Genomic DNA, 13,740 nt, shown 5'->3' on the forward strand with positions numbered 1-13,740 from the left:
GAATTCTTACAGTAATAGCAATCAGCACACACCAAGATATTTGGTGTGTGCTGATTTTTTATAGGTGAAAGCTTTTTTAATCAGTACTTTTTTAATTAATACTATGTGTAATTAATAAAAAGACAAATAAGTAATAACGCTAAACTATGCTTTCTTCTTTTTTTTCTTGTTACCTGACATCGCTTCAAAGCTTGCAATAATATCGAGCAACTCATTAGTTATGATGTCTTGACGCGCCTGGCGATACTCGCCACCCAATTCCTCTATGTGTTCATCCAGGTTTTTCTCCGCAGCTTGCATCGCAGTGAGACGACTGCCGTGTTCAGCCGATTGACTCTCGGCACAGGCACGAAACAGTGAGATGAAAAAGTATTGGTTTAGTAATGATGAGAGTAATGACTCTCGGTTCATTGTATAGGTTGGTAAACTCCTGCCTGGCCAGTCCTTGATATTAAAATTGCTAAATTGGTCTAATTGTAACGGCAATAAATGAAATTTAGTTGGATGGTATGAAGCTCTATTTTTAGGTCGATTGTGATACAGAAATAGATTTTTTATCCCTGATTTTTCACGCCAGCTATCGATATACATCAATATTTGCTGAACACTCGAGGCTATCTGATTGGCTGTTCCCGGTAAGGTTAGTACCTCATCAACCGGTTGTCCTGCACGTTCTAGTAAATCCCCTGCCCGTAAGCCCAAACAAAGCACTTTAGGCTTAACACCACTCGGCAAGGTTTTGAAATGCTTCAGCATATAGCCTGTAACATCTTCATTAAAGCGACCACACATACCATGATCTGACCCAAAGACCACGGCAGCCATGCCACCGTTAAGTGAAGGCACGATATGTCTTGGATTGAGCTCATCACGCATCACAACACGCAAGCCGAGTTCTACGGTATGCCAATAGTCTGTCAGTGATTCAATAGACTGTTCATACTGATGAATATTCGACGCAGACAAGGCTTTCATGGTTGCAACTATATTGTGCAACCCTTCCATGCTTTTGATTTGTTCTTGTAAGCGTTCAGGCGTTTCCATGACTTTTTATCACTGTTTGATAATCCCGCTGAGAAAATCTACTAACGACTGCCAATCTTCATCACTGAGCTTTTCACCAGATTCGATTTTCGTCGCCAGTGGCTTCATCTGTTGTTGAAGTGCATCGGCAATTTTTTTCTGTGTTACTGATATTTGGTTCAGTGCTAGCCCATCGAACAAGCCTTCATTCACCGCTTTGAGCATCGCTATTTGCTGAATAACCGTGAGTGGCTGATGCTCGCCCTGCTTTAACACCTCACGCACGCGTCGACCACGATTAATCGCCGCCTGACTGGCGTCATCAAGACGCGTTGCAAAGCGTGCAAACGATTCAAGCTCTTCAAACTGTGAATAGGCGAGTCTAAGATCACCCGCGACAGCTCTGTATGCTGGCAATTGTGCCTTGCCTCCCACACGTGAAACTGATTTACCAGTATCCACCGCTGGCAATAATCCCTTGCGGAATAACCCGGGCGATAAGTAAATTTGGCCATCGGTAATCGAGACCAAATTAGTCGGGATATAGGCTGAGATGTCTTCTGCCTGAGTTTCAATAATTGGCAACGCAGTAAGAGAACCACCACCCAATGCTTCACTCAATTGGGTAGAGCGTTCAAGTAAACGTGAATGTATGTAAAAGATATCACCGGGAAAAGCTTCGCGTCCCGGAGCGCGTCTCAATAACAACGACAATTCGCGATAAGCACGCGCATGTCGGATCAAATCATCGTAAACAATCAGTACGTGTTTACCCTGATCACGAAACCATTCTGCCATGGTAGTGGCTGCATACGGTGTCATATATTGTAATCCTGGCTGATCTTCACCTGAAGTAACAACCACGATAGTTTGTTCTAACATCTCCGCGTCGCGCAGTGTTTCAACGACTCTGGCAACGGCTGTACCGCGTTGTCCTATGGCACAATAAATACAAATCATACCTGTGCCGCGCTGATTGATAATGGTATCCACGGCCACCGAGGTTTTTCCCGTTTGGCGATCACCTACGATTAATTCACGCTGACCATGACCAATCGGAATTAACGCATCTATGGATTTAATGCCCGTTTGTAAAGGCACCTTTACTGGCGCCCTTTCCATAATTTTGGGGGCTTCGCGCTCCATTGGCATGCGTGTGTGGATATTTAGCGGTGAACCACCATCCAACACTTTACCGGTAGCATCGATTACCCGCCCCAATAAGGCATCACCCACAGGTGTATCGGCGATATGCCCGGTTCGTTTGACGGATGCTCCTGCTTTAATTAAAGGATCATCAGCCAGTAAAATTACGCCTATCTCATCTTCCCCAAGATCAATGGCAATACCGGGCACATTTCCCGGAAATAACAGAATTTCTTCAGACTGCGTTTTGGGTAAACCTTCCACGTGAGCAATGCCACCTCCGACAAAAGTGATAATACCCGTTTCGGTCAGAATCAAATCAGAAGAAGGCTTAGATAGAGCCTCGTCATACATTGACTCTACTTGGCCAAGTGTTTGCTTGAGGTTTTGTTTCAGGCTTTGTTTCAAGTCGCTTTGCTCTAAATTCGCATCAGTCATTGGTCTTAGACTCATAATCAGAATTATAATTAAGGCTTTTTAATAAGCGTTGATCAAACTCTTTCAAGTACTCATCGATATTCCAGCCTACCTGATATCCACCGGTATCCAGAGAAATCCCGCAGAGCAAATCACTCGATACGATGTAATTCACGTTGGCGGAATCGTTAATATTTTTATGGATGGCTTGTGTGATTTTTTGTTTCATCGGCGCTTCAAGTTCAAAAGCGCTAACGATATGAAAATCGCTGGTTGAGGCTTTTAGATGCTTCAATAAATCATCATCCAGATCGTGCAAACGCTTCAGAAATACGGTGATAATCTGTGTTTCGAGTGAGGAATCAGATAAGTCAGAAAATACCCGTCGCCCAGTATCCTGAATCGCTTTTACAGTCGTTTTACTCAAATCATCAAGATAATTCTTTTGCTCTTGGTGCAAGTGTTTTTGCCACAATTCCTTTTGCTGCTGTACATCTTTACGCGCAGCTTCTTCCAGCGCGAGACGTTTCTCTTGCGCTGCCGCTTCAGCTTCTTGCATCAACTTTGTTTTGTCTTGTTCCAGAGCTGCAATTTTATTTTCGTAATCCTGCATGGTTAATTGCGCTTTATGATCACGATCTTTGGCTTCATTGATATTATCCGCGATACCTTTCTGGCGTCGATCCATTGCATCAATGATTGGCTTATAAAGAAAACGCTTTAACAGCCATACCAGAACCAGGAAGTTGACGATCTGAGCACTAACTGTCAACCAGTCGATTTCCATCTTAGTTGCCTGCTGCCGTTTTTGCGAATTCCCAGAAAGGGTTTGCGAAGATCAGAATCATTGAAACCACAAAACAATAAATAGCCACTGATTCAATCATCGCCAATCCCACAAACAGTGTTCGGGTAATGGTGCTAGAGGCATCTGGTTGCTGGGCAATGGCACTTAAAGCTTGAGAAACCGCACGTCCCTCACCGAGTGCAGGCCCTACTGAGCCGATTGCGATTGTTAGACCTGCCGTAATAATTGAGGCTACGGCGATGATGCTAAAACTGTCCATTTTTATTCTCCTTTCTAAAGTTAATTAGGATTTGATTCGGGTTTAATGTCTGATTCACTGGGCTTGTTTGGCTCGTCAGAATTTTTTGTTTTATTGATCGCACTGGCTCTGGTTTTATCATGGGCAGCTGTTGCCGATGCAATGTAAACCATCGCCAGCATGGCAAAGATATATGCCTGAACAGTACCAGTGATAAGTCCCAGCAATTGCATAACCAGTGGAAAGAAAAACGGAGTCAGGCTTAATAAAATGCCGACAATCACTGTGCCGCTCATAATGTTGCCGTATAGCCTAACAGCCAGAGAAATAGTGCGTGTGAGTTCACCAATGATATTAAATGGCATCATCAGAATGGTTGGCTGAATATATTGTTTTAGGTAGCCACCGATTCCATCATTCGCGATACCAAATAAAGGCACGGCTACAAACACACTTATTGCGAGCGCAGTGGTTGTAGATAATGAGCCCGTAGGAGCAACAAAACCGGGAATATTCTCCAACAAATTAGAACTCAAAATATAGAGAAACAAGGTGCCAATAAATGGCAGGTATCGACTTGAGTCCTTACCACTTGCATCGCTAATTTGATCATTAATGGTAGTAACGATGACTTCTAGTAGATTCTGCCAACGAGGAATTTCGGCCTCAATCGTCAGTTTTCGGGTAATTATCCATGAACCACCCACCAACACAAACATGACGACCCATGTAAAAACCATAGTCTCATTGATATGCAGCCATTCCCACTGCCACAAAATTGATTGATCAGGGGTGATATTCATATCGGTTTTGCTGTATCAACTCTATCAACTGCAGCTACCGTTGCAGCTTGTTTTACAGATTGATTTACAGGCTCTGGCTTGTATTTTCTGGTGAGAATAAAGCGAACCACGATAAGTCCTAATAGCGCGATCAACAGTCCCTGCCAACCAATATTTCGCATGATCAGATAAAAAATGAACATCACAAAAGCCATGCGTAAGATCAAACTGGATAGCATTAATAATGCGGGATTATTACTTATTGTTAATTTTTTTAGCGTTAACCAAAGCCCGAAAAAATAGACAAATCCAGCAAATCCACCCACTAAAAAAGCCATTAGCCAAGCTGACCAGTTTGCAAATGTATTTATCGCTTCAAAATTTATAGATTCAATCATCATTGTTACTTTCCTTTTTCACCCAAACCCAGGCATTGATACAACCCGCTATTAAGCCAATAATGAGCAGATTTAATGTCCATGAAACTGGCCCAGGCCAGTGCTTGTCAATCCATACGCCCAATGCAACACCAATCAACGTAGGAACGACCACAGCCCACCCGACAAGACCAAACATTCCTAGACCAAACCACACAGAATGATTTTTTTCCCGTTGCGCACGCAATTTAAGGTCTGCCTTGCGATCGACAGATTTCTCAAAATGTTCCTGCGGTTTTGGTTTTTGATTAGCCATAACGTTGTTTTTCAAGTTGAATTAAGTTGCGCATGACCCCTGCCTCTAAACGTGCCAAAGCACTTCGGGTAATTCGTTGTTGTTCATCGAGCAAAATAAAATGTTCCTTAACCAAATGATGGAGTTGCTCAAGATCATCACCACGAACGGCATTGAAAACGGATACCAGAACCTGATTGCCGTGTTTGATCAATGTCCCGATATCGACGGCGACATATTGTTCCTTTGCTTGTTCCTTTGCATTGTTGTGATCGCTTTCTTGTGAACCTTTTTGCATATCTTGTTGAGTAAAAGTAAGAATGCCCGGTACCAGCGCTGCAACAAAATCGACGTGATTAGGAAGCAGACAAAAGCTACCGTTTTGGGCCTCCGCGACAACTTTTGTTACCTGTTCTTCCAGTAACACTTTTGTTGGCAATAACAACTTCAAGGTCAAGGAAGTCTCATTAAGTGAGTTCTCAGTACTTGCACTCTCTGCGCCTTCCGTATTTGCATTGTCTGTAGCAGCTGACTGAATCATGACTTTTTCACAGCCTCATCGATTGAGCCAATCATATATAAAGCCTGTTCTGGGTAGTCTGCAAACTCATCTGCAAGAATACGTTCACAACCTTCGATAGTGTCTTCAAGCGAGACAGTTCGCCCTGTGTTACCCGTAAATTGTTCCGTGGTATGAAAAGGCTGTGTTAGAAAACGTTCTAAATGACGCGCCCTGCTGACTACTTTGCGATCCTCCGTCGATAATTCCTCGACGCCCAACATCGCGATAATATCTTTGAGATCTTCATATTCAGCCAATGAGCTTCGTACAGACTGAGCCACATCAAAATGACGTTGTCCAACCACACCGGGACTTAGCATTTTAGAATTGGACTGTAGTGGATCCATCGCCGGATAAAATCCCTGCGATGCGCGTTTACGCGATAACACCACAGACGCAGAGAGATGCGCGAAGGTATGTGTTGCCGAAGGATCAGTCAGATCATCTGCAGGAACATACACTGCCTGCACTGAGGTAATCGCCGCCGATGCTGTACTACAAATGCGTTCTTCTAGTTCAGACAACTCAGAAGCCAAGGTAGGCTGATAGCCAACGCGTGAGGGAATACGCCCCATCAAGCCAGATACCTCGGTGCCTGATTGAATGAAACGAAAAATATTATCAACCATCAACAATACATCACGCTTCGCCACATCTCTGAAATATTCAGCAACACTTAAAGCCGCATGCCCTACACGAAAACGAGCTCCCGGGGGTTCATTCATTTGGCCGAAAACTAAAGCCGTATTTTGCAACACGCCCGCTGCATCCATTTCACGATAGAGTTCTTCAGCCTCACGGCTGCGCTCACCAATTCCACAAAACAGGCTGATGCCCTGATATTGTCCTGCAGTATTATTGATGAGCTCGGTAATAAGCACCGTTTTACCGACACCCGCACCACCAAATAAACCTGATTTTCCACCACGCTCCAACGGAGCCAATAAATCTATGGCTTTGATACCCGTCATAAACACTTCTTGCTTAGTGACTCTTTCAGATAGTGGTAATGGTGCTTTATGGATAGAGCTAAAATGCTTTGTTTTAAAAGGTTCGCCGTTATCTACTGGCTGACCAAACACATTGATCATCCGTCCCAATAACTCTTCGCCGACAGGAACTTGCAAAGGTCCACCCGTATCAATTACTTCGGTGCCCCTTGCTAAGCCTCTGGTAGCGGCTAATGCTATGCACCTGACTACCGTTTCACTCACATGGGTTTGCACCTCGAGCATCAACGGAAAACTTTCACCAATGTCTACACTTAGTGCTTGACGACGCGCGGGTAAAACCCCTGCAAAAGAAACATCAACAACGCTTCCGTGAACCGCATGGATATGCCCCACTTTTAATGAACTTTCAGGTTTAGATGTGCCAGTTTGTGTAGTCATTTTATGGATTGTTTATTACCTAATAAGTCAATCTGTATATCGGTATGTTTGTCTCGTAAAGATTGAACGAGTTTTCAAAACTAATTTCGGGAAACCTGTTAGCAACAAATTCCCCGAAAATATTTTGGTCGTTAATCTACTTTCACTTTATGTCGCTTGGTGGCTTCCACTTTAGGAATTGTTACCTCCAACATACCGTCCTTAAATTTCGCTTTGGCTTTGTCGCAGACTACTTCACAGGGCAAAGGTAACGTTCGTGAATAACTTCCACTACAAGTCTCACGACGGTAATAGTCACCCTTCTCTTCTTCCTTATCATGCTGAACACTACCCTTGATGGTAATGCTGTTATTGGTAACCGATAGATCAACATCTTCCTTTTTCATTCCAGCGACTTCTGCTCGAACCAGAACTTCATCATCACGATCTATAATATCCACCGATGGAGATTGGGTATTAAGTAGACTTGGAAAGTTTCCCCATGCCGGAAAGTTGTTCTGAAAACGATTCATCCACTGTGCCGGAAACATATTTTCAAACCATTGGTCCATATCTTTGCTTGAAACTGGCCAAGCCATCTCAGAACCCTTACTTTTTTGCATAGGTTTAGTTAACGTTTTATCTTCGTTTTTCATCTGATTTCTCCCTAATTAAAAGTTAGTAGGTATATGCAATTTATTGCAGTGACATAGTCTCACCAAGTGAGCGTATTTGTGAATCCGTAGATAAACGTATCTGGGGTGTGGGATATACTTAGAGAAATTAAAAAACAGTACAAATGAGAAGATCAGGTAAACAGAAAACGCTTAATTCCAGTCAAAGCCATCTGCGCCCCCATGACGACCAGAATAAATCCCATGAATTTCAGAAAGATTCGTTGTCCTCGCTCACTTACTCTTTTTTCTACCCAAACTGAAGCGGAAAGAACAATAAACATCAGAACAGCCTCGGTAACCACTGCCAATGTCACACTGATATGGCCCATTACCGTAGGATTATGGGCAGCCAAAGTCATCACTGTCGCTATCGAGCCTGGACCTGCAATTAATGGCATCGCAAGTGGTACTAACAGTTGATCCGTTTCATCATCTTGAAGGCTTTCATGCTGTACGTGCGTCGGTCTGCCCTTCATCATTTCCAGCCCCATTAACAAAACGATAAGACCACCACCCGCCTGAAATGCAGATAATGAAATGCCAAATAGTTTTAATAAACCACTTCCTGCCAAAGTTGCAACGAACAGGATGATGAAAATATACAGTGAAACGCGTAAAGCGGCGTATCTTCGTTTAACAGGATCGACATCTCCCACAAGCGCAAGAAAGACTGGTGCAGCTCCCAATGGATTTGAGATTGCCACAATGGCAATAGTCGCTTGAATAAAGTGCTCTATATTTGCGGAGAATACGCTGTTCATGGTTAGGTTACTTTTTAGATTAAACGACTAATAAATCGTATTCTTAAGCGGCATCTGCATGCACGACCAGAACGTCACACGGTGCTTTTTGCTGTACTTTTTTGGTATCAAGCTCTGGTGAAATGGATACACTATTTTCTTCGTGTTCTCCCATAATAACGAGATCAGCCTTGATATCTCGGGCAACCTTTATGATCACATCCTCAGTCGATTCCTTAGACAAAGTGATCATGGGTATCATCCGCAAAATAGGAATTGAACGCGCAAAAGCTTCAAGACGTTGGCGATTGTCAGCAATGATATTTTTATTGAGATCTTCGTCTTTACTGGATTCCAGGGTTTCGTTAGCCTGAGTGTTTTCCTGCGGATACTCCTTCACCACATGCAACAAGGTAATTCTTGCGTTGAAATGGCCTGCAAGAGTAACGGCTTTTCGTGCGACAACTTCACTGAATTTCGAAAAATCTGTGGTCAGTAAAATGTGTTGATAAGCTTTCATTTTATTTTTCCACTGTCTCCTATATAAATTTCTAACCATCGATTCGATTAAATCGACGCCTCCTTCATTCGCTAATCACTAGTGACTAGTCTCTAGTCACTAATCACTAATCACTAATGATTTTTTGTTCGTTCTTTTTAATGAATTATCAGATATATACAGTAAAGACTAAATGCGGAGTTATTCGTAGATGCGGTGTGGAAACTACTTAGTTTTCACTACCGACTATCTGGAAAGGGAATTTCTGGAATGAAATTGGCACCCCCCTACTTAGAGGCGTTTTTTTTTGTATGTTTTTTTGTATGTTTTTTTTACTTCATCATTACGCATGAATTACATATTCAAAACTACGTAGTTATCACAGCTTTTCTAAGCACATCTCCGAATATTGTATGCACCCCAATATTGTTAATGTAAGTCTAGGTTATTCGACAAATAAACAAATAGTTTAGCCCGGATTCATAGGCCTTCCTTCCTATTGAATCTTTTAATCATCTTCTGATCTTTAGAAGGTGATTTTTTTATGGTGTCGATTTAATGCTTGTTTAGATGTTTTACTTTTCAAAACTTGTCTTACGGGGTTTGTCTTTCTGGTTTTAATGATAGAGATGGGACTATGAAAAATCACTTGATACCAGCGTTTGGCGCAGACAATGAGCTGTTCTACGTTAAGGGTAATCCGAATAATAATCTGGTCGCTTTCGTTGACTATACCTGCCCTTATTCACGTCGCCTTCGATCTGTTTTAGAAAGATCATCCGAGAAGTTCAAACACCTGAATCTTACTTTAGCTATCCGCTTGGCACCAACTGAACAGCGTCGTACTGAATCTGCTGAATTAGCCATACGAGCCGCTATTGCCGCAAACAAACAGGGTAAGTTTCCAGCGATGCATGATGCGCTGTTTGAGGAACAACCAGAGTATTCACAAGACAGTTTAATTAAACTCGCAGAACATTTGGGGCTGAGCATTGACCAGTTTCTAACCGACATGATGTCGCCTGAGACTGATGAGAAAATAAAACACGATCAACAATCCGCAGCCGCATCAGCCGTCCTACCGCAGACACCGATGCTGTTTATAGACGGCCGCCTTTACCGTGGTGTATGGGACGACACTGCCATTTTGGAGTCCGTTGAACGTCCGCTGGGAGTTCGACTGCGCATTGCCAGCAACGAATTCTTTGAATGGGCGGCATCCGCAGGGCTTGTTTTAGTGATTGCGACACTTGCCGCCTTGCTGATCGTCAATCTTGGCTGGGAACAACCCTACGAAAATATCCGAAAATCATTAATAGGCATCTACTTCGGTCAAAATTTTCAACTTGAATTGACGCTAGAGGCTTTCATCAATGACGCATTGATGGCTATTTTCTTCTTGATAGTAGGCATTGAAATCAAACGAGAAATACTCGATGGGGAATTATCAAATCCAGCCAGTGCAGCATTACCTCTGTTTGCAGCGGTTGGCGGTATGCTGATACCTGCCGCTATCTATTACTTGATAAACGCAGGACAAACCACGGCACATGGCTGGGGAATACCGATGTCGACCGATATTGCATTCACCCTAGGCATTTTGGCCTTACTGGGTAGCCTTGTACCAACGTCGTTGAAGGTATTCGTTTCGGCACTCGCAATAGCAGATGATATTGGCGCTATTCTTGTTATCGCACTTTTTTATAGTAATGGGTTCCACTTCGATTCCTTTCTATTTGCAGCTGGTATTTTTGCAGTAATGATAGCGATGAATAGTGCGCGTATTTATTCATGCACGCCCTATATTATTCTGGGTGTTGTGCTGTGGTATTTTATTTATGAAAGCGGTATTCACGCGACATTGGCTGGTGTATTAACAGCGATCGCTATTCCGTCGAGACCATCTGCGCAAGTCATCGGAGCTGCAGCCCAGGCCGATGCACTAATCAAACATGAAATAAACAAAGGCGGAACGACAATAGGATCAAAAACCGTTCTGATACTCGAAAATATTGTCGAACGGCTTAGAGGCCCCGGGTTTCATCTGCAATATGCATTAGAGAACTGGAATAATTTTTTCGTGCTTCCTCTATTCGCATTTTTTAATACCGGCATCTTAATTATCGGCGCTCAGTTTTCCATCCTCCAACCGGAAGTACTCGGGGCGATGCTGGGTCTGGTTTTGGGAAAACCCATTGGCATATTATTGTTTGTCTTCATTTCCTTAAAATTTGGCTTCGCAAAACTCTCTCCTGAAATCAACTGGCTGCATTTACTTGGTGCAGGTTGTCTTGCAGGCGTCGGTTTTACCATGTCGATATTCATCGCTTCAGCTTCATTTTCGGGTGAACAACTACAGGCTGTAAAACTAGGCGTACTCATTGCATCGCTGATAGACGCCAATATCGGTATCGTCATTTTATTATTTGCCGCGAAAAAAAGCCGTAACTCCGCCAGCCCTGCGCTTGAGATTCCAGAGGCAATCCTGGAAGAGATCAAAGAAAAAGAACAGACAAACGAACAGATTACAAAAAATAGCACTGAAAATGGTACTGAAAAAGACACAAAGAAAAGCCAATAATTTACTTAAAAGCCCCCCCCCCTACCTTGGGGAGTTTTTTATAACATTTGATTAATAGAATCAAAACTACGTAGTTATCACAGCTTTTCTAAGCATATCTCCGAATATTAAGACAAATCAACAATCGGTATTCTAAAAACCATTGATTCATCTTTACTCTCAAGCGAAGCATGAATCATGTCAGATTGGTTTTTTACTCTCACAAAGGAATGAACACATGGATAACTTGATGAACCAGGTTTTAAATAATATACCTGAGATATTAAAACGTGCAGATGAACCTTCAACGACGATTGCAGATAAGGATTATTCCTTTGAGAAGTGGCAACCCTTGATGGCTACGATGAAACCTTTTCTAAACGAAGAAGTAACGCGTCTGGGCATATCGACAGAAGGAAAATCTGAAATGGATTTGGTGAAAGAAGTATTCACGACTCAAGAAAAACTGAGTATGTGACTTTACTATTTTTTCTAAGCCATATTTCCAAACCAAATAAGACCATTTAACTAAACCTTGATGAACTGGATAAAAAGTCAACATCCTGTAATGCGGATGACATTGCTGAGTATCGTACTCGGATTCATTGGTGCATTTTCAGGGTTGGCTTTTATCTGGATGCTGGTTCAGGCGCAAACGTATTTACTAAGTGGTATTGGACATTACACCCCACCTACCGTTTTAGACACCACACAAACCGCCCTACCTGTTGAATTATGGTGGATTCCGGTGGTTACCACGCTCGGGGGATTAATCTCTGGGGTGATTGTGTTTCTGTTTGCGCCTGAAGCAGAAGGTCACGGAACCGATGCCTTTATCAAATCGTTCCATCAAGATGCTGGTTATATTCGTGGTCGTGTCCCGATCGTAAAAGCCGTTGCGAGTGCAATCACTATCGGTTCGGGAGGCTCAGCAGGCCGCGAAGGTCCAGTGGCGCAAATCGCTGCCGGAACTGCCTCCAGATTATCTGACGGATTAGGTTTAACCGTACAGGAACGACGGCAAATGACCGTCATAGGGACTGCTGCGGGATTAGCTGCAATTTTTAAAAGCCCTTTGGGAACCGCGCTGTTTGCGATTAAAGTGTTGTACTCGGGCTCTGCTTTTGAAACGTCGGTACTTTACTACTCCATTATTGCCACCGCAGTTGCCTATTCCGTTATCGGTTTGTTTAACGGCTGGTCACCCTTATTTATCTTGCCCGAAGGTTTAGCCTTCGAACACCCCTTGGAACTTCTCTGGTTTGCTGCGCTTGGTCTGGCCGTGGGTGTCGCAGGCGCGTTGGTCCCCACCATTTTTTATGGAACACGAGACATTTTTCGTGCCTTACCCATTTCTCCCTATTTAAAACCCGCCCTGGGTGGTTTGATATTAGGTGTTATGGCGATGTTTTTGCCTGAAGTTCTCGGTGGTGGTTATGGCTGGATTCAGCTTGCCATCAACGATAAATTACCACTGGTTTTACTCGCCACTCTGGTCATTGCCAAAACACTGGCGATGGCATTAACAGTAGGTTCGGGTGGCTCTGGCGGAATCTTTGCACCGACATTGTTTATTGGCGCCATGCTGGGTGGCGTTCTCGCATCACTGGTGAGCCAGACGGGATATTTTGTACCAGAGCATGCAGGCTTTGTCGTAATCTCCACTGCCGCATTATTTGGCTGTGCCTCCCGAGCACCTGTAGCTAGTCTGATTATGATTATAGAAATGACAGGCAGTTATAAATTAGCCGTACCCGCGATGATTACGGTTGTGATCAGTTTATTGGTGCAACAGTTTTTAACGCGTAACGCCAAGTACCCTAGTCTTTATGAAGCACAAGTTGTTTCACCCACCGATAGCCCTGCGCATCAGGCAGAATATCTGGAAACGGTGATCAATAATTTACACCAGAAAAAAGTCCAATTGCCTGCCAATTTAGTCACAGAAGAAGCAAGTCGTTTCCTTGCGGCTGGTGGTTCCATCTCCCTACCTAATGGAAAAAAACTAGCCACACTACAAGTTGATCCTAAATCGGTTTCCAATGGAAAATTACTCAACGACCTTGGTTTAATGGCAGATATTCAAGTGATCGCCATATTTCAGGGAGAAACAATGATTTCCCAGTTTGAGAAGCATCAATTACAAGCGGGTGATTTGTTGGTAGTTGTAGCATCCAGAACAGGACTTTCAAAAGCAGAGCAATGTCTTTTCAATAACCCTGACACTAATACCAACAGCTAAACCT

General features: G+C 43.2%; 15 protein-coding genes. 3 read left to right on the forward strand and 12 right to left on the reverse strand.

Features of this window, described 5'->3' with window-relative positions; genetic code table 11:
* Nucleotides 1-144 precede the first annotated feature (144 nt).
* The 12 genes from EV695_RS10440 to EV695_RS10495 all read right to left on the reverse strand — a co-directional run bounded on the left by EV695_RS10440 (nt 145) and on the right by EV695_RS10495 (nt 8,955).
* Nucleotides 145-1,044 (reverse strand): F0F1 ATP synthase subunit gamma, encoded by a 900-nt coding sequence (locus tag EV695_RS10440; protein WP_131905863.1) that lies wholly within the window; start codon nt 1,042-1,044, stop codon nt 145-147.
* 9 nt (nt 1,045-1,053) lie between these two features.
* Nucleotides 1,054-2,607: an alternate F1F0 ATPase, F1 subunit alpha gene (locus tag EV695_RS10445; RefSeq protein WP_131905864.1), complete on the reverse strand. Its 1,554-nt coding sequence runs from the start codon at nt 2,605-2,607 to the stop codon at nt 1,054-1,056.
* Nucleotides 2,600-3,373 (reverse strand): F0F1 ATP synthase subunit B family protein, encoded by a 774-nt coding sequence (locus EV695_RS10450; protein ID WP_131905865.1) that lies wholly within the window; start codon nt 3,371-3,373, stop codon nt 2,600-2,602. The genes EV695_RS10445 and EV695_RS10450 overlap by 8 nt, the downstream gene beginning before the upstream one ends.
* Nucleotide 3,374: 1 nt before the next feature.
* A complete protein-coding gene (locus EV695_RS10455; RefSeq protein ID WP_131905866.1) occupies nt 3,375-3,653 on the reverse strand; it encodes a F0F1 ATP synthase subunit C in 279 nt (92 codons plus the stop codon).
* Between the two features lie 20 nt (nt 3,654-3,673).
* Nucleotides 3,674-4,435 (reverse strand): F0F1 ATP synthase subunit A, encoded by a 762-nt coding sequence (locus EV695_RS10460; RefSeq protein ID WP_131905867.1) that lies wholly within the window; start codon nt 4,433-4,435, stop codon nt 3,674-3,676.
* Nucleotides 4,432-4,815, reverse strand: coding sequence for an ATP synthase subunit I (locus EV695_RS10465; protein ID WP_131905868.1), 384 nt, complete (start codon nt 4,813-4,815; stop codon nt 4,432-4,434). The genes EV695_RS10460 and EV695_RS10465 overlap by 4 nt, the downstream gene beginning before the upstream one ends.
* Nucleotides 4,805-5,122 carry an AtpZ/AtpI family protein gene (locus tag EV695_RS10470; protein WP_207907043.1) on the reverse strand — a complete coding sequence of 106 codons (318 nt, stop codon included), beginning with the start codon at nt 5,120-5,122 and terminating at the stop codon, nt 4,805-4,807. Before EV695_RS10470 ends, EV695_RS10465 begins: the two co-directional genes overlap by 11 nt.
* Entirely contained in the window at nt 5,100-5,627 is a 528-nt protein-coding gene (locus EV695_RS10475; RefSeq protein ID WP_207907044.1) for a hypothetical protein, read from the reverse strand. Before EV695_RS10475 ends, EV695_RS10470 begins: the two co-directional genes overlap by 23 nt.
* Nucleotides 5,624-7,039, reverse strand: coding sequence for a F0F1 ATP synthase subunit beta (atpD, locus tag EV695_RS10480; protein WP_131905869.1), 1,416 nt, complete (start codon nt 7,037-7,039; stop codon nt 5,624-5,626). Before atpD ends, EV695_RS10475 begins: the two co-directional genes overlap by 4 nt.
* A gap of 131 nt (nt 7,040-7,170) precedes the next feature.
* Complete coding sequence (locus tag EV695_RS10485) at nt 7,171-7,617, reverse strand: Hsp20/alpha crystallin family protein (protein ID WP_165874680.1); 447 nt, start codon at nt 7,615-7,617, stop codon at nt 7,171-7,173.
* Between the two features lie 209 nt (nt 7,618-7,826).
* A complete protein-coding gene (locus EV695_RS10490) occupies nt 7,827-8,456 on the reverse strand; it encodes a MarC family protein (protein ID WP_131905871.1) in 630 nt (209 codons plus the stop codon).
* 43 nt (nt 8,457-8,499) lie between these two features.
* A complete protein-coding gene (locus EV695_RS10495; protein ID WP_165874681.1) occupies nt 8,500-8,955 on the reverse strand; it encodes a universal stress protein in 456 nt (151 codons plus the stop codon).
* A gap of 616 nt (nt 8,956-9,571) precedes the next feature.
* On the opposite strand from EV695_RS10495, the gene nhaA reads away from it, so the two are divergent.
* From nhaA to EV695_RS10510, 3 genes are all read left to right on the forward strand, one after another.
* Complete coding sequence (gene nhaA / locus EV695_RS10500) at nt 9,572-11,515, forward strand: Na+/H+ antiporter NhaA (protein WP_131905873.1); 1,944 nt, start codon at nt 9,572-9,574, stop codon at nt 11,513-11,515.
* A gap of 217 nt (nt 11,516-11,732) precedes the next feature.
* The gene (locus EV695_RS10505; RefSeq protein WP_131905874.1) at nt 11,733-11,972 is read left to right on the forward strand and encodes a hypothetical protein; all 240 of its coding nucleotides are present in this window, start codon (nt 11,733-11,735) and stop codon (nt 11,970-11,972) included.
* Between the two features lie 60 nt (nt 11,973-12,032).
* Nucleotides 12,033-13,736 (forward strand): chloride channel protein, encoded by a 1,704-nt coding sequence (locus EV695_RS10510; RefSeq protein ID WP_131905875.1) that lies wholly within the window; start codon nt 12,033-12,035, stop codon nt 13,734-13,736.
* The last annotated feature ends 4 nt before the right edge of the window (nt 13,737-13,740 follow it).

The organism is Cocleimonas flava (assembly GCF_004339015.1).
In the GTDB taxonomy this organism is placed as follows: domain Bacteria; phylum Pseudomonadota; class Gammaproteobacteria; order Thiotrichales; family Thiotrichaceae; genus Cocleimonas; species Cocleimonas flava.